Source organism: Ulvibacterium sp., assembly GCF_965228935.1.
In the GTDB taxonomy this organism is placed as follows: Bacteria; Bacteroidota; Bacteroidia; order Flavobacteriales; family Flavobacteriaceae; genus Ulvibacterium.
The window spans coordinates 1,166,923-1,182,039 of record NZ_OZ245846.1; the positions used below are offsets into that span (position 1 = coordinate 1,166,923).

Annotated in this window: 13 protein-coding genes; 4 read left to right on the forward strand and 9 right to left on the reverse strand. The window is 42.0% G+C overall.

Going from position 1 to position 15,117, the window contains the following annotated elements:
• The first annotated feature begins 191 nt into the window (after window positions 1–191).
• Window positions 192–362 carry a DUF6747 family protein gene (locus ACO06Y_RS05055; protein ID WP_367279608.1) on the forward strand — a complete coding sequence of 57 codons (171 nt, stop codon included), beginning with the start codon at window positions 192–194 and terminating at the stop codon, window positions 360–362.
• Window positions 363–656: 294 nt separating this feature from the next.
• A complete protein-coding gene (locus tag ACO06Y_RS05060; protein WP_422082743.1) occupies window positions 657–827 on the forward strand; it encodes a DUF6747 family protein in 171 nt (56 codons plus the stop codon).
• 84 nt (window positions 828–911) lie between these two features.
• On the opposite strand, the gene ACO06Y_RS05065 is transcribed toward ACO06Y_RS05060, so the two are convergent.
• The 3 genes from ACO06Y_RS05065 to ACO06Y_RS05075 all read right to left on the reverse strand — a co-directional run bounded on the left by ACO06Y_RS05065 (window position 912) and on the right by ACO06Y_RS05075 (window position 4,990).
• Window positions 912–1,904 (reverse strand): DUF4837 family protein, encoded by a 993-nt coding sequence (locus ACO06Y_RS05065; protein WP_422082744.1) that lies wholly within the window; start codon window positions 1,902–1,904, stop codon window positions 912–914.
• Between the two features lie 120 nt (window positions 1,905–2,024).
• Window positions 2,025–3,677 (reverse strand): LysM peptidoglycan-binding domain-containing protein, encoded by a 1,653-nt coding sequence (locus tag ACO06Y_RS05070; RefSeq protein ID WP_422082745.1) that lies wholly within the window; start codon window positions 3,675–3,677, stop codon window positions 2,025–2,027.
• 119 nt (window positions 3,678–3,796) lie between these two features.
• The gene (locus ACO06Y_RS05075; protein WP_422082746.1) at window positions 3,797–4,990 is read right to left on the reverse strand and encodes a phosphoglycerate kinase; all 1,194 of its coding nucleotides are present in this window, start codon (window positions 4,988–4,990) and stop codon (window positions 3,797–3,799) included.
• 135 nt (window positions 4,991–5,125) lie between these two features.
• Between ACO06Y_RS05075 and ACO06Y_RS05080 the strand changes: the two genes are divergently transcribed.
• Together ACO06Y_RS05080 and ACO06Y_RS05085 are read left to right on the forward strand one after the other, a co-directional pair.
• Window positions 5,126–6,277 (forward strand): ATP-binding protein, encoded by a 1,152-nt coding sequence (locus tag ACO06Y_RS05080; RefSeq protein WP_422082747.1) that lies wholly within the window; start codon window positions 5,126–5,128, stop codon window positions 6,275–6,277.
• 12 nt (window positions 6,278–6,289) lie between these two features.
• Window positions 6,290–6,688, forward strand: coding sequence for a DoxX family protein (locus ACO06Y_RS05085; RefSeq protein WP_422082748.1), 399 nt, complete (start codon window positions 6,290–6,292; stop codon window positions 6,686–6,688).
• A 38-nt stretch (window positions 6,689–6,726) separates the two neighbouring features.
• Here the strand turns inward: ACO06Y_RS05085 and ACO06Y_RS05090 are convergent, their stop codons facing one another.
• From ACO06Y_RS05090 to ACO06Y_RS05115, 6 genes are all read right to left on the reverse strand, one after another.
• Window positions 6,727–7,233, reverse strand: a complete 507-nt coding sequence (locus tag ACO06Y_RS05090; protein ID WP_422082749.1) for an OmpH family outer membrane protein — start codon at window positions 7,231–7,233, stop codon at window positions 6,727–6,729.
• 311 nt (window positions 7,234–7,544) lie between these two features.
• Complete coding sequence (locus ACO06Y_RS05095; protein ID WP_422082750.1) at window positions 7,545–8,372, reverse strand: class I SAM-dependent methyltransferase; 828 nt, start codon at window positions 8,370–8,372, stop codon at window positions 7,545–7,547.
• Window positions 8,350–8,892 carry a hypothetical protein gene (locus ACO06Y_RS05100; protein ID WP_422082751.1) on the reverse strand — a complete coding sequence of 181 codons (543 nt, stop codon included), beginning with the start codon at window positions 8,890–8,892 and terminating at the stop codon, window positions 8,350–8,352. Before ACO06Y_RS05100 ends, ACO06Y_RS05095 begins: the two co-directional genes overlap by 23 nt.
• Before the next feature lie 203 nt (window positions 8,893–9,095).
• A complete protein-coding gene (gene mnmG / locus ACO06Y_RS05105) occupies window positions 9,096–10,964 on the reverse strand; it encodes a tRNA uridine-5-carboxymethylaminomethyl(34) synthesis enzyme MnmG (RefSeq protein ID WP_422082752.1) in 1,869 nt (622 codons plus the stop codon).
• A 3-nt stretch (window positions 10,965–10,967) separates the two neighbouring features.
• On the reverse strand, window positions 10,968–11,390 hold the full coding sequence (gene ybeY / locus ACO06Y_RS05110) for an rRNA maturation RNase YbeY (RefSeq protein ID WP_422082753.1): 423 nt from the start codon (window positions 11,388–11,390) through the stop codon (window positions 10,968–10,970).
• Entirely contained in the window at window positions 11,383–14,841 is a 3,459-nt protein-coding gene (locus ACO06Y_RS05115) for a hypothetical protein (protein WP_422082754.1), read from the reverse strand. The genes ybeY and ACO06Y_RS05115 overlap by 8 nt, the downstream gene beginning before the upstream one ends.
• Window positions 14,842–15,117: the final 276 nt, after the last annotated feature.

Consider the following 15,117-nt stretch of genomic DNA (forward strand, 5'->3'; position numbering starts at 1 on the left):
ACCGGCCTTTTTTGTTGGTGATTTTGATTCAAAACATGGGTTAAACGGATATTCCTAAAAAGCTCCGTACCCCGTATAAACGAATTTCACAACAGTCCTGAGGCCCTTTACAACAAAAGGAGCTCGATGAAATACAAAAATGTTTGTTTTTTAGTTATACAAATAACCTATTTAACTAAAATCCCAACATCATGAAAAACTTCCTACTTATCCGAGAAATCTACTTGGAAGCTTTTAGAAACCTTGGCCACTATTTGGTGAAGTCTTATTTTAAGGCCTTTTCCTGGTTCTGTTTCGCTAGCTTCTTAATTGTTCTTTATGCTTTTTTATTTAGAATTTCCACAGGCTTTGCCTTTGATTAATCGTATAATACCAACCTAACTTTTGATAAGAGCGTCCTTTAGGGGGCGCTTTTTTTGTATCGCTACAAAACTATAGATCCATTACAGGTACCGATCGTTTCAGAAACCGGTCTTTTGTACAGCCATTACAAGGGTTCGTTACGCTTTTTGCCGAAAAATGAATGCGCTTCACCGAGACAAAACAATACCGTGTTTTACACAACCATAATTTGGGGACTTTCATCCAAAAAGTTTAAAGTTGCCTTGACAAATTTGGAACTTAGTCTTCTAATTAACTTGAAAAAGAGAAAGCATATGAACAAATTACTACTTGTAAAGGAAATTTATGTGGAGGCATTCAGGGACTGGACCTATAAGATTCTTAATAGGTATTTTAAGGCATTTTCCTGGTTCTGTTTTGCGTTGTTGGCAATTGCGGCCTATGCCCTTGTTTATAGAATATCCACGGGCTTTGCCTTTGGTTGATATATAGATTCACAACAAAAAAGGCCCATACGTATTATACATAGGGGCCTTTTTTACACTACTTAGGGCTGAAGGTATTGATTCCTATTGTGTTTCAAATTTTAGCGTTTTTAAAATGGCTTCCAGCTCAAACATATAGTCCCTTTTTTCCGTTGCAGGGGCAAAAGTAAAGCCCTCCAAAACTAATTTTCTTGAGTTTTCGGTATCATCGATGATGTAGGTTACAAAGGGTCCTGCCATAGGGTAATTTTTGATATCCCAAATACCTCTAACCTCTATTACATTTTTTCCGTTGATCGTGGTACGGTATACCGAGGGGGCAAATGCCGGTTCTGTACGCATATGGGTTCTTTTGCCCGGCACATCCGGGCCAGGGATATACTTGCTGCCAATGGAATCGCGCATGCTTACGATATCCCCTACCAATGTTGAATCATTTAAGAAACTATTGAAGGCCATCTCATAAGCAATAATGTTCATGGTGCCCTTTTGAACTTGCCTGTCTATCCAAACAAAATTATCTTCATGTTTCCCTACTTTGTAAATGGACGGAATGGTAAGGGAAATGCCGAATTCTTCCTGCAAAACTTGTTCCTTGTTTAAGGAACGCAGGAAACGTTTCTGCGCTTCCTTTACTTCCAGATTCTTGAATTCCGTTATAATCTGGCTTGATTTTTCATTTAAATTCTCTATAATCTCATCCTCGGTCCTACCCTTAATAACCGCAACTTTTTGGGGAGTGGCGTACATGTCCGTCTTTATATGGGCAATGTCCAAGGAATCTTTTTGAACGTATAATGTAGAACGTCTGTAACGTGTGGTGCCGGTAAAAACGCTGGGAGGTAAGTGTTGGATGGTGAAAAGCGGCTCGTCCCATATAAGACCTACCACTGGAGCGGCAAAATGTCGTCTTACCTCATCTCCCACCTTACCCTTCCATAATTCGTTGTCCATCACAACGGCCAAGGAGTTTATGGCACCGACCGAGTTGGGCTTATAGTCGTTCCTGTTGGCGTTCTTGCACGAATTGATCGACAATACGAGGAAAAGCAGAAATAGTACGTTTAGTTTTTTCATTTTATGTCCGGATTAATACTCCTGGGAGTGTTCCCAATATAGGAAAATACAATGGAGCCAGCTACCAAAATCGTTCCATAATTGTAAACCGGTACAAGAATCTAACCTAATTTCCAGGTTTTAGGAAGGGCATTCACAGAGTTTAAGCTTGGTGCCCGGCTTTAGGTTATTGCTATTAAGCCCGTTCCATTGCTTTAACTTATCGACACTCACGCCGGGGTATTTTCGGGATATCGTCCAAAGGGAATCCCCACTGCGTACCGTATGTACCTTTGTGCCCGGAGGAAAACTCTGGTTTTGTGTTGTTGAAGTCGTTTTGGTTTGATTGGAGGCCACCTCCGCTCCAGGTGTTCTTCTGGGAAAGATGGTCAATCGCTGCCCTATTCTCAGATTATTACTTCGAAGCCCGTTCCACCGTTTGATTTGGCTTACGCCCACCCCATATCTTTCAGCAATCTTTCCAAGGTAGTCTCCACTCCTGACCCGGTAGCGAATCCTGTTGTTCGAAGCAGCTTTTACCAATCTGGGCAATGGGCTTTCCTTACTTTTTAACTCTTTTTCCACATGGGCATAAATGGCTTCCTCGTTGGCTACAAATTTGCCCATAACAGATTTTGGCAGACGAAGAATATGCGGCTTGCCATCGATATAAGGGATTACGTTAAGTTTATAGGAAGGATTCAAAACCTTTAGTTCCTCAGTACTTATCCCGATAAGTTCGGAAATCTGATCAAATGTTATAAGGCTTCTTACATGTATCGTATCGGTTTCAAAATAGGGCCGCTCAATTTTCCTTCGGATAAGGTCGTGTTCCTCCGCATATTCAAAAATGTACATAGTGGCCAGAAAAGCAGGTAAATAACCCGCGGTCTCCCTGGGAAGGTTACGCCGTATATTCCAGTAATTCTTGTAGCCCCCGGACCTTCGTATGGCCTTGTTTACGTTTCCGGGTCCCGAATTGTAGGCCGCTAAGGCCAAGTCCCAATCACCAAAGATATCATAGAGTTTGGAGAGATATTTACATGCGGCTTCGGTGGATTTAATGGGGTCACTTCGCTCATCAACATAACTGGTTACATTGAGCTTGTACATTTTCCCGGTTCCATACATAAATTGCCAAAGACCGGTCGCCCCTACACGTGATCGTGCCTTGGGATTCAAGGCCGATTCTACAATGGACAGATATTTCATTTCCAAAGGAATATCATAATTGTCCAATTGCTGTTCAAAAAGTGGGAAGTAGAACTGGCTGGTGGTGAGCATCCGTTGCATCAAGTCCCTTTTTCGGGTTAGAAAGGATTTGATGACGTTTTCCAAAGAGGGATTATAAACTACGTTGAAAGGTGTTTTTTGATTCAATTTGGCTAGCCGGGCCTTTAGGCTATCAGTTGGTAGGTCATAGGTATAGAGTTGTTCCTCCTCGTCAGGCGCCTCCTCCAAACTTTGAGTGGATACCTCATCGTACATTTCATCAAAAAGTGCCGCGTTCTCATAGAGCTCTTTCATCCAAAGACTGTCATATCTGGCAGCAGCAGTAATGTCCTTTAGATTGTATTTGGGCTTGCCTTCTTGATCGACCAGTACAAGAGGATTATCAATCAACTCCACCTTGGAATCCATCCGCTCCATCCGCTCAACGCCCTTTAAGTCCAAAGCGGTGGTATCCACAACGGTTACAGGGTTATGGATGCTATCCGTTTCCTGGGCAGATAACCAATTATTACAAAAAAAGAAGGTCAAAAAAGCGAGGCAACTGTTTCCTAGTTTTGTCATGGATTAAGCTAAAATTAAGGAGGGGCCATCTAAAATCGCTCTTTTTTCTCAAAGAATAAAATTTTGCAATGTTAAAAGCCGTTCCTTCGGACTTTGATGCCCGTTAATCGATAACGCCTTTACTCGCCGATTATTGCAGCTATTCCCGGTAAGGTTTTGCCCTCTAAGCTCTCTAACATGGCGCCGCCGCCGGTAGAAACATAGCTCACTTTGTCCTCAAAACCGAATTGTTTTACCGCGGCCACGGAATCCCCTCCGCCGACCAAGGAAAATGCACCACTTTGTGTAGCCTCATCTATGTAGTTCCCAACGGCTATGGTACCCTTTGCAAAACGTTCCATTTCAAACACCCCTACGGGACCGTTCCATAAAATAGTCCTACATTTTAAAATAACTTCCCTAAAACTTTCCAGGGTTTTGGGTCCCGCATCCAGCCCTTGCCATCCATCAGGTATTTTATCTACCTCCACTACCTGGGTATCGGCTTCATTGGCAAAATCGTTTGCGGCCAAAACATCCGAGGGGAGATGTACTTCCACTCCCTTTTTTTGAGCTTGACCCAAAATTTCCAAGGCAAGTTCCATTTTATCGTCCTCACAAATGGAATCTCCTACTTGGCCGCCTTGGGCCTTTACAAAGGTGTAGGTCATTCCTCCACCGATAATCAAGTGATCCACCTTGTCCAAGATGTTCTCTATAATGGTAATTTTACTGGATACCTTTGCTCCGCCTAGGATTCCCAAAACAGGTTTTTCCCCGGTCCTCATTACCTTTTCTATAGCGTCGATTTCCTTTGCCAGTAAATACCCAAAACACTTTTTGTCCTGAAAAAACTGCGCAACTATTGTCGTAGAGGCATGTGCGCGGTGTGCCGTTCCAAAAGCATCGTTGACATAAATATCCCCCAATCTCGAAAGCTTTTCCGCAAATCCTTGATCCCCTTTTTCCTCTTCGGCATAAAACCGAAGGTTCTCCAACAAGAGCACTTCCCCAGGTTGTAATTCCGAAGCTGCGGATTCCACATTTTCCCCAACACTATCATCCACAAACTTTACCTGCACTCCAATAATCTCGGAAACTTTGGAGCAGATATGCTTTAGCGAAAGACTCGGATTGCGCTGACCTTTAGGTCTTCCCAAGTGGCTCATCAAAATTGCGCTGCCGCCATCTTCAAGGACTTTTATGATCGTAGGTTTGGCCGCTTCAATCCGGTTGGTGTCCGTAACGTTAAAATCCGCATCCAGGGGAACGTTGAAATCAACCCGGATCAAAGCTTTTTTGTTTTCAAAGTTAAAATCATCAATAGTCTTCATGTGCAAAGGGTTTAGAGAGTGGCAAATGTAAAGATTTCTAGGCTTCGGATAAAGGGCTCCCGGTTTTATTTAGGTTAACTATCAGCGGCCCAACTTGAATTCTCCGATTTGTGTCCGAATGGTTATATTTGAAGTATGCTGTTCAAAGATATTTTGGGGCTTTCCCACATTAAAAGCCACTTGGCGAAAAGTGCGGATGCAGGTCGTATTCCCCATGCCCAATTGTTTGCAGGCCCTGAAGGATGCGGAACTTTGCCCATGGCCTTGGCCTATGCCCAATACATCATCTGCTCCAACAAAAATGGGGAGAACAAGGAGGGCATAGACAGTTGTAATTTAAAGTTTGAGGCCTTATCCCACCCCGATATGCATTTTGCCTTTCCCGTAGCCAATACGGATAAGGTAAAAACCCATGCCGTAAGTAATCATTATTTGGAAGAATGGCGGAAGTTTTTATCCGAACAGCCCTATGGAAATCTTTTTGATTGGTACCGCCTAATCGGTATCGAGAAGAAACAGGGACAAATCGGGGTGGATGAAGCTCAGGATATCGTTAAGAAATTGTCCTTGAAATCCTATGAAGGCGGTTATAAGGTGATGCTCATCTGGATGGCTGAAAAAATGAATACGGCCGCGGCCAATAAATTGCTCAAACTTATAGAGGAGCCTCCGGCAAAAACTGTGTTCTTATTGATTACGGAGGACGAGGAACAAATTATCCAAACCATACGTTCCCGTTGTCAAATTCTTCGTTTCCCTCCCTTGGCCGAGCAAATTATCGCCGATGGGTTGGTAAAAAGGGGGTTGGTCAGGGAAGAAGCGCTACAGCTTGCCCAGGAATCCAATGGCAATTTCAATAAAGCGTTGGATCTAAAGAACCGCGATTCGGAGGATTTGGTCTTTGAAAAATGGTTTGTACAGTGGGTCCGCAGTGCCTTTAAGGCGAAAGGCAATAAATCCGCCATTCACGAGCTTATTCTTTGGAGTGATGAAGTTTCCAAGACAGGTAGGGAAACACAAAAGAAATTTCTATTGTATTGCCTTTCCGTGATGCGGCAAGCACTGATGATCAATTACAATGCAAAATCATTGGCCTTTATGAAAATTCATGTGGACGGATTTCAATTGGATAAATTTGCCCCCTTTGTCCATGAAAACAATATTCAGGAAATTGTTGAAGAGTTGGAAGAAGCACATTTCCATATAGAGCGCAACGGCAATTCCAAAATTATTCTTACCGATCTTTCCATTAAGCTTACGCGCCTATTACACAAAAAGGCTGCCTAAAAATCTTATACTATGCAGGGTATTCTTAATTACGCGACGGAAATTCTTTTATTGCTCTTCCTAATTATCACATTTTTGCAGAGTGGAATCGATAAGGTATTTGATTGGAGGGGAAACTTAACTTGGCTCAAGGAACACTTTGCCGGTACGCCTCTGAAAAATTTAGTGCCTGTACTATTAGGGGTAGTTTTGCTCTCCGAAACAACGGCTGGAATACTTTGCGCGGTCGGACTCTATCAAATCGTAGTCTTGGGAGATGGCACAGTTGCATTTTATGGGGCTATTATGTCCTGTATTTCCCTGTTAATGCTCTTGTTTGGACAACGAACGGCCAAGGATTATGAAGGGGCAAAAACTATTGCCATATATTTTATACCAGCAATCTTTTTGGTCTATCTGCTACAAAACTAAGAGGCCTCGATTTTCAATCGAGGCCCGCCTATCGTACACTATTTCTTGTACTTATCGTTTAGGATTTTAATGATTTCGTCGGTAAGGTCATTGGCATCTATGCCATAGAGTACGCTACCGCCTTCACCGCCACCAAGGATATAGGTATACCCCTGCGTTTTGCCATAAGCTTTGATTTCTTTCTTCACCTTGCTTACCACACTGTCCATTTCCGTCTGTCCCTCGGCCTGTAGTTGTTGATCTTCTTGCTGTAACTGTTGACCTATAAATTGGCCGCGTTGCTGCATCAAAGCATATTCTTCCTGGGCCTTTTTCTGAGACATGTTCTGTGCCTTGGTTTGAAAAGCCTGGGCCTCCAGTTGGAAAGCCTGGGAAATACTGTCCCTTTTTTTGGTCAGTGCCTCTACTTTCGTCTTGAACTTGGATTCAACCTCTATCTTCTCCTGATATTCGTTCATCAATTTCACATTGTCCACAAACCCTATTTTTTCCTGTTTACATGATAGGGCAATCAGTGCGATACATGCAATTGCTATTTTCTTCATAGTATTACGTTTCTATTATTTCAAATTGGATACCCAAATCGAACCCTTAGCTAATTTTTAGGTTGGGCAAAAATAGGAAAGCTTTTGGATAAATAGGAAAAGTATTTCTAGTGATTACTGTTTGCCATTATTTCAAAAGGTAATGGAACATAATCTGTGGATAGATAAAATCTATTTTATTTTGCTTTTTCGATTGATAGGAGTTATTGTTTTTCGCTTAAAATGGATACCGAACAACACGTAAAATAAAAAGGTATACCCTATCCTCTTCAACCGTTTCAAAAGCCTCTAAAATCCTCTTAAAATCGGTTTTACGCTTTTTGAAGGATATAAACGAGCGAAGAATACTCTCCTGATCCCATGGCCTTGATATTAGACCATAAACCTATAAAAAACGCTTTTGTAAAATTGGTCTTCCCAGTTTTATATTTTTCTGAAAGCATGGCCACGTAAAATGCGTCAAAGAACATTGGCCTTATTTTTATAATCTTCATCTTGTGCCTGGAAAACAACTTCTTCATTGCGTTCCTAGAAAAATGCCAAAGATGTCTGGGAACATCATAGGCTGCCCAAAACTGCCCATAGTATTTGGCATCATACGAACGGAAGTTGGGAACCGCTATTACAAGAATACCGTTATTGTCCATTTTAGAAATCAGCTGGGCTATTTGTTCCTCCAACTCGGGAAGATGTTCCAATACGTGCCATAAGGTAATCGCGTTGAATTTATCGGTTTGAAGCTTATTTATTTCAGGTTGGACTTTTACTCCCTTTGCTTTGGAAAGTTTCCTGGCCTTGGAATTGGGTTCTACGCCAATGGCCGACCAATTACAATTTTTGGCAGCAACCAAAAAGTCGCCTGTCCCCGATCCGAAATCCAAAAGTGTTCTTTCCCCTTTTACATAACGGTCTATCAACTTTACTTTTTTGCCCAAACTATATTTCTTGACCGCTTGATAGAGCTTTTCGATTAAGGTATTGTTCGCATCCGTATGCGAGATATAGGTTTCGCTTTGATAGTATCGCTCCAGTCCTTCGGGCTGGGGTTTCGTTATCAGCATATCCATATCCACATCATACATTAAATGAAATTCTTCTTGGGAGATGGAGTAGTCCTTAGTTTTTAAATACAACTTCATTGTAATTGTGAGTGGATAGATATTCCCGTTTTATCGCCCGAAGATACTTTAAAACTGCTTCCCTAGAAAGAGAATTTTCTTGAAGGCAGTCCCGATCAAAATCAGCATAAGCCTCAATGGCAATGTACCAATTCCCAATTCTGGATGCATGGGCATCCTCCAAAATTGGATCCATGTCCGCACTATCCAAAAGCCCATCGATTACAAGTGGAATCAAATTGATGGTCTTGGTAGGTATTTCAACTTCATAGAACGAAAAGAAATATTGTTGTCCGGCAATTTCAAAAGGCACATCGTCATACACGTTCTCATCATTTAATCCGAACTTGATGTTTACATAATTATAAAATTGATCTGCATCCTTTGGGTCTTCAAAAATGAACATTTTGCGTTTGGGAAGCCCCTTTTTAAATTTTCTTCCTTTCGTTATTTTGTAATCATCAATACTTGGTGCTATGCGAAGGGGAATACAGGAATACAGAAGAAACGAAATGGCAATAAAAGGAATTATTCGAGACATACGAAGTTGGTTTGATTGCTATAAAAGGGTATCAAACACTACGCCAATTTAGCCGCCGATCCTCATACTTTACAAAAAAATGAAATGTCGTTTCCACATCACTTGGAATACATTCCTAGACTATTTTCCAAGGAATTCCATAAGAAACGAATTTTCGAAAAACCATTGTATGGCAAAAATGTTCCACGTGGAACATTTAAGGGTCAACGCCCTAGAAATACCAACAAAACACTGATGTCCGATGGCGATACGCCACTGATACGCGAAGCCTGTGATATGGTCACAGGACGAATAAATTCCAGTTTCTCCCGGGCCTCAAAAGACAGCGACTTTAGCTTGGAATAATCAAAACTATCCGGAATCCTGACATTCTCCAAACGATTCAGTTTGTCGGCATTGTTCTTTTCCTTTTCAATATATCCTGAATACTTTACCTGAATTTCGGTCTGTTCCAAAACCTCCCTGTCCAAATTGTTCCCTGTAACAAAATCCGAAACTGCGTCCAATTGCAACATATGATCCATGGTGACCCTGGGACGAGAAAAAACCTTGAACATTTTGTCCGATTGCTTGACCAAAGCAGAATCCAAGCTCTTCAGGATAGGGTTGATATCCTCAGGTCTAACGCTTGTGTCCCTAAAAAACGAAATAAAGGCGTCCGACTTATTCAACTTATCCTCCATTCGCCGTAAACGATTCTCCTTGGCAAGACCAATGGCATATCCTTTAGGGGTTAAACGCAAATCTGCGTTATCCTGACGCAGCAATGTTCTATACTCGGCACGAGATGTAAACATACGATAGGGCTCTTCCGTCCCTTTGGTAATCAAGTCGTCAATTAATACACCTATATATGCTTCATCCCGCCTTAGAATAAAGGGCTCCTTTTCATGAAGTTTTAAGTGGGCATTGATTCCCGCCATAAGACCTTGGGAAGCTGCCTCCTCATATCCCGTGGTTCCATTGATCTGTCCCGCAAAATACAGATTCTCACAAATCTTTGTCTCCAAGGTGTGCCGTAATTGAGTAGGAGGGAAATAATCATATTCAATGGCGTAACCTGGCCTAAAAAATTTGACGGCCTCAAAACCCTTGACCGATCTCAGTGCCTTGTATTGGATGTCCTCCGGTAACGAAGTGGAGAATCCATTTACATACACTTCTACCGTATTCCATCCTTCCGGCTCAACAAAAATTTGATGCCTATCCTTTTCCGCAAACCGATTGATCTTATCTTCAATGGAAGGACAGTATCTCGGCCCGATACTCTTAATTCTCCCATTGAACATTGGAGATCGGTCAAAACCCTCACGCAGCAATTCATGTACTTCTGGGCTGGTGTAGGTCATATGACAATCCCGCTGTTTCCTCAGTACCTCAGTATCCAAATACGAAAATTTCTCTGGATTGGAATCTCCGGGTTGTACAATCATCTTGGAGTAATCCAGAGATCTTCCATCTACCCTAGGTGGAGTTCCTGTCTTCATCCGGCCACTATCAAATCCGAAATCAGTCAACTGTTCCGTTATACCCGTTGCGGCCCTTTCTCCCGCTCGTCCGCCACCGAATTGCTTATCGCCTATATGAATTAACCCATTAAGGAAAGTACCGTTTGTTAGAATAACCGCCTTTCCCTCAATATCAATTCCCAATGAGGTCCGTACGCCTACAACTCTATCTCCTTCCACTAAAAGTCCCTTGACCATTTCCTGATAGAAGTCCAAATCTGGGGTCGCTTCCAAAGCCAAACGCCATTCCTCTGCAAAGCGCATTCGATCATTTTGGGCCCTAGGACTCCACATGGCAGGGCCTTTGGATTTATTCAACATTTTAAATTGAATGGCCGACTTATCCGTTACTATACCGCTATAACCTCCTAAGGCATCTATTTCCCGTACTATCTGGCCCTTGGCAATACCACCCATAGCCGGATTACAGGACATCTGCCCAATGGTCTGTAGGCTCATCGTAACCAATAAGGTATTTGAGCCCATATTGGCTGCTGCCGCAGCTGCTTCGGCTCCCGCATGACCTCCTCCTACTACTATTACATCATACTTCTCCTGAAACATAGTCTAGTCATGTTCCACGTGGAACAATTTCATTTTCTCTTCTTCCTTAGCCCGCATCTCCCTCAAATCTCCCTCCGACTTGTCATCATAGCCCAATAAGTGCAACACTCCATGAGCCATCACCCGTTGGAGTTCATCAAGAAGTTTGCAATCAAAAATATCAGAATTTTCCTTCAATCTTTCAATAGAAATAAAAACATCCCCAGATACCACACCATCATCGGAATAATCAAAAGTAATCACATCGGTCAAAGTATCATGTCCCAAAAACTTCTGATTAATCTCCAATAAAAAAGTATCGTCACAAAATACAAAGGAAAGCTCCCCTACTTCATTATCCTCGGAATTTATGATATGTCTCACCCACTCAACATACCTATCCTCATCCCTAAGCTCAAAGTCTGTCTCAAAGTGAAAATCAATCATCGCTTTTAAAATACTCCTTCACCCTGTTCTGAAAATTGCGGCGCAAAGGTAAGGCCTGGCGATTTAATATCTCTATATCATTGTTATAATTCTCAGGTAAAACCGGCTTCGCAAGTATCGGGTTCTGAAACCTCTCCTTATTAAGGTTACTCTCCCGTTCTTCCTTCTTTCCCTGTTTTAGTGCCGCATTTTCCAATTTCAACAATTCGTATTCCAGCATATTTGCCTTATCTATGGTACGTTGCGTAATTCCGTTCCTTAAAAGGTCGTTCTCAAAATCCTCCATTTGCTTCAATAGCTTCTCGCCCAGCTTCCGATCATTGTTGTTAATCATGTTCTCCAATTGCTTTTCCAGTTGCTCTCTTAAAAGCTGCTGCTCCTTATAGATTTCATAAATCTCCTTTAGTTCCTCTTCTCCTAATACACCCTCCTGTTCTCCGTTACCTTCGCCGGTACTGTTTCCATCACCGTCCTTCCCCTTTCCTTTGTCGGAGTTCTGAGTGGAGGTACCCGATTCCCCATTAGATCCAGATTTCCCTTCCTGCCCACCTTCTTCTCCTTCTCCCTGTTCTTTGCTCTCTCCACTTTGCCCTTGGCCTTCTCCCTGTTGCGGTTGACCCTGACCCGATTTTCCCATTCCCTTCATTTTCTCCTTCAACTCACCTTGTCCCTTGATAATATCCGGCAACTGAAAATCACTCCCTTGTCCGGAACCTGAGCCGGACATCATACTTTCTTGCATGTTATCCAACAACCTCGCCAAAAAGTCTGCCAAACCATTAGAGGCATTTAACACGTACTTCTGATAGGAAATCCCCTGATAAATCTGATTCTCCGAAATGCTTTCCAAAGATCTGTCCATATTATAGTATACCTCGGTAATCTGCTCATTAACAAACTCCGAAAGTTCGGCACGTCTTAGGGAAAGTGCAAACAAGCTATCATCTACATGTTCAAACAAATTCCGTAGTTCCCGTTGATGTCTAACCGTTTCCCCAAATTGTGCAATTTCTACTTCGGACTCCTCCAAAGCATCATGCAAGCTCTCTTGCTTAAATGAAAAAGTCACCAGATTATCCAGAATCTGCCGTAACATTTCTGCATCTTCCGTGATGGTAGAACCACTAGCTCCCGACGCCGATTGCTCCATTGCCTCGCTCATTTCCCGCAATTTACGGGCAGCGGATTTTTGCTTCTGCTTAGCACTATTTGCCCTTTGCTCCTTTGCCGCCGGGTCTGACGGATTGCTCTCATCCCCCAATTTCTTTAATCCCTCCAGGGCATCCTTCTGATCCTGTTTGATGGACTCCTCGTTTTCTTGGTTAAAATTAAGCGTCATAGGCTTCTTTAAATCTCCGTTGTCCTTGTTAAGGTCGTCCATTTCTTGCGCCAACTTCTCAAACTCCTTGTTCAACTTTTGCTGTTCCCTCACGGAGAACTCTTGGTTAATTTCCAATTTACTTAATGAGTCCTGCTCCTTGGCCAACTTTTCCAAATCCTTTGCCAATTGCCTGATCTTTTCAGCAACATAATATCGTTTTGTTAGTTCCAACAACTGTTCTAGGTTACGCTCACTGTTCCGCTGTTTCTTGCCCAACTGCTCTAACCGTTTGGTTAATTCCTCTTTTTTGATTTTGTCCGAGATCTTCGAAAGCTCTTCCAATAGTTTCTCGTTTCTTTTGGCCTCCAATTCTTGTCGTTCCAGTCGTTCCTTTAAAAGCTTTTTTAATTGATCATCCTTTGTATCCTTGTCCAAATTCTCCTTAAGCTGCCTACTGAACTTTTGCATCAGGGCCTCTTGTTGTTTTTGCTTCTTTAGAAAATCCCTAACCTGATTCTGATCATTAAAATTAAGCTGCTGTTTCTCCTTTTGTTCCCTGCTAATCTCACGTAAAGTCTCTTTCTGCTCTTTAAACTTCTCCAATGAGGTATCCAAGTTCTGTATAATAGCCTGTTGGGATTCCAATTCCTTATTCCTCAACTCATCCTGGTCCAGAATCACGGTAGAAAAAATCTGGCTTTTGGTGGATTTCCCGTTGTGAATGGCATCGTTATCCGTAGCCTCAAAGTAAAAACTATACGCCCTGCCCGGCTCCAATTCGATTCCCGAGGGAAAAGTATAATAGAACTGCTCAAAGTTGGCGTTCGGCCTAACGAGTTCCAAGGTCTTTTGATCATCCCGATTACCGTCTGGATAGTATACCAACCTGATATCCGTTAATCGATAGTCGTCCGTAGCTTCCCCAAAATAATAGGAGACATTCGGGTTCAATGAATCCAAGACTTGGTCGACCTTGATTCCAGGATACCCATCCCTAATTACCTTAAAACGATATTGTAGCGTCTCAAAATCCCGAATATTCCCATTAGAGGTAGAAAGCTCATAGGGCATATCCCGATAAACCTTTTTGGAAAGGCCAAAGCTGGTGCCCGACTTTGAAAACACCAAACTTGTATCCGCTATATGTAAGTCGATCTGCTCTGTGTTCTCCGAGGCAATACTCCATGTAACCTTGGTACCTTCAGGAAAAGTCGCATTGCCAGTACTTTTTATGGTCTCAGATGCCTTACCTGTATAATTTGGATAATCGAGAATCATCTTAAAATCCTGTATTGCCGGAACTTCCAGCACATTGAGTGTATATGTACTGGATCTTATATCATTTGCGATGAAATAAAACTCTGTTTGTTTTAAAGGAGGGACAAACTCATATCGGAACATACCCTCGTTCTCCTGTAAAAGCATCTCCTTTCCATCCACCACTATTTGCACATTCTGCGGCCTCACTTTTCCTTCTGTACTGACCAAAACCATAAAGGCTTCATTTTCCAAAACGTTTAAATCCTCGGATAGGAGCTTAAATACAAAAGGAGCCGGAGGCTCATACGCCAAATCATAATTCACCATTCTTTTATATGACCCAAAAAAGCTCGAGAGGTTTCCGGATAGCCATATCAGTCCAAATACCAAAGCAGGCAAAATCAAATACTTGGCATATTTAAAGCTCTCCTTAAAATCCAGTGCGGCAACAAAAGGAATAGGCCTTAACCTGCGGGAACGTTGTTCTATACTTGCCAACAGTAGCTCGGATTGGTTCCTATCTTCGGCCAAATCCAACAAGTTATATAACTTGTCATCCACATCCGGAAAATGTCTTCCAATCAATAAAGAAGCCTCTTTATTGCTAATTCCCCTTTTTAATCGCAATAAGTAAAGTAAGGGTATTAACATAAATCTATAGAATAGGAAGAGCTCTATTCCTATAAAAATAAAAAACAGGATAAACCGGCCCGTAGAACCCAACCATAGGAAGTACTCCACCGCGAGTATCACCAAAAAAAACAGAAATCCCAGCGCCAGGAATACCAAACTGCCCTGTATCAACATTTTTGTATAGAACCGTTTGGTGAACTGGTTCAGCTTTTCCAATATGTTCTGGTATGTGTTCAAAATAAAGTATATACACTACCAAGATACTTGTTATCCGAAATTTTGTCATCAAAAATTTGTTAAAAGGTAAAATATGAACGCTCCTTGGCTTCAGCTATTCTCATAACAACTTTAGAATTTAGATTATTGGAAAGTAAAAAGGACAGCCAACTATAATCATCGGTATATTTTATGGCCCACAGCCAAATAGGGTTGAAAAACCATTGCGTTTGCCTTCATACATCGAACGATACGTATCCTTCGTATCGCGGTTGCACAGCTTCAAAACCTCAAACC

Bases quoted from the DNA above. Each gene is read 5' to 3' on its own strand.
- ACO06Y_RS05060 (WP_422082743.1), top strand. From the start codon at position 657: ATGAACAAATTACTACTTGTAAAGGAAATTTATGTGGAGGCATTCAGG.
- ACO06Y_RS05065 (WP_422082744.1), bottom strand. From the start codon at position 1,904: ATGAAAAAACTAAACGTACTATTTCTGCTTTTCCTCGTATTGTCGATC.
- ACO06Y_RS05090 (WP_422082749.1), bottom strand. From the start codon at position 7,233: ATGAAGAAAATAGCAATTGCATGTATCGCACTGATTGCCCTATCATGT.
- ACO06Y_RS05070 (WP_422082745.1), bottom strand. From the start codon at position 3,677: ATGACAAAACTAGGAAACAGTTGCCTCGCTTTTTTGACCTTCTTTTTT.
- ACO06Y_RS05080 (WP_422082747.1), top strand. From the start codon at position 5,126: ATGCTGTTCAAAGATATTTTGGGGCTTTCCCACATTAAAAGCCACTTG.
- ACO06Y_RS05085 (WP_422082748.1), top strand. From the start codon at position 6,290: ATGCAGGGTATTCTTAATTACGCGACGGAAATTCTTTTATTGCTCTTC.
- ybeY (WP_422082753.1), bottom strand. From the start codon at position 11,390: ATGATTGATTTTCACTTTGAGACAGACTTTGAGCTTAGGGATGAGGAT.
- ACO06Y_RS05100 (WP_422082751.1), bottom strand. From the start codon at position 8,892: ATGTCTCGAATAATTCCTTTTATTGCCATTTCGTTTCTTCTGTATTCC.
- ACO06Y_RS05075 (WP_422082746.1), bottom strand. From the start codon at position 4,990: ATGAAGACTATTGATGATTTTAACTTTGAAAACAAAAAAGCTTTGATC.
- ACO06Y_RS05055 (WP_367279608.1), top strand. From the start codon at position 192: ATGAAAAACTTCCTACTTATCCGAGAAATCTACTTGGAAGCTTTTAGA.
- ACO06Y_RS05095 (WP_422082750.1), bottom strand. From the start codon at position 8,372: ATGAAGTTGTATTTAAAAACTAAGGACTACTCCATCTCCCAAGAAGAA.
- mnmG (WP_422082752.1), bottom strand. From the start codon at position 10,964: ATGTTTCAGGAGAAGTATGATGTAATAGTAGTAGGAGGAGGTCATGCG.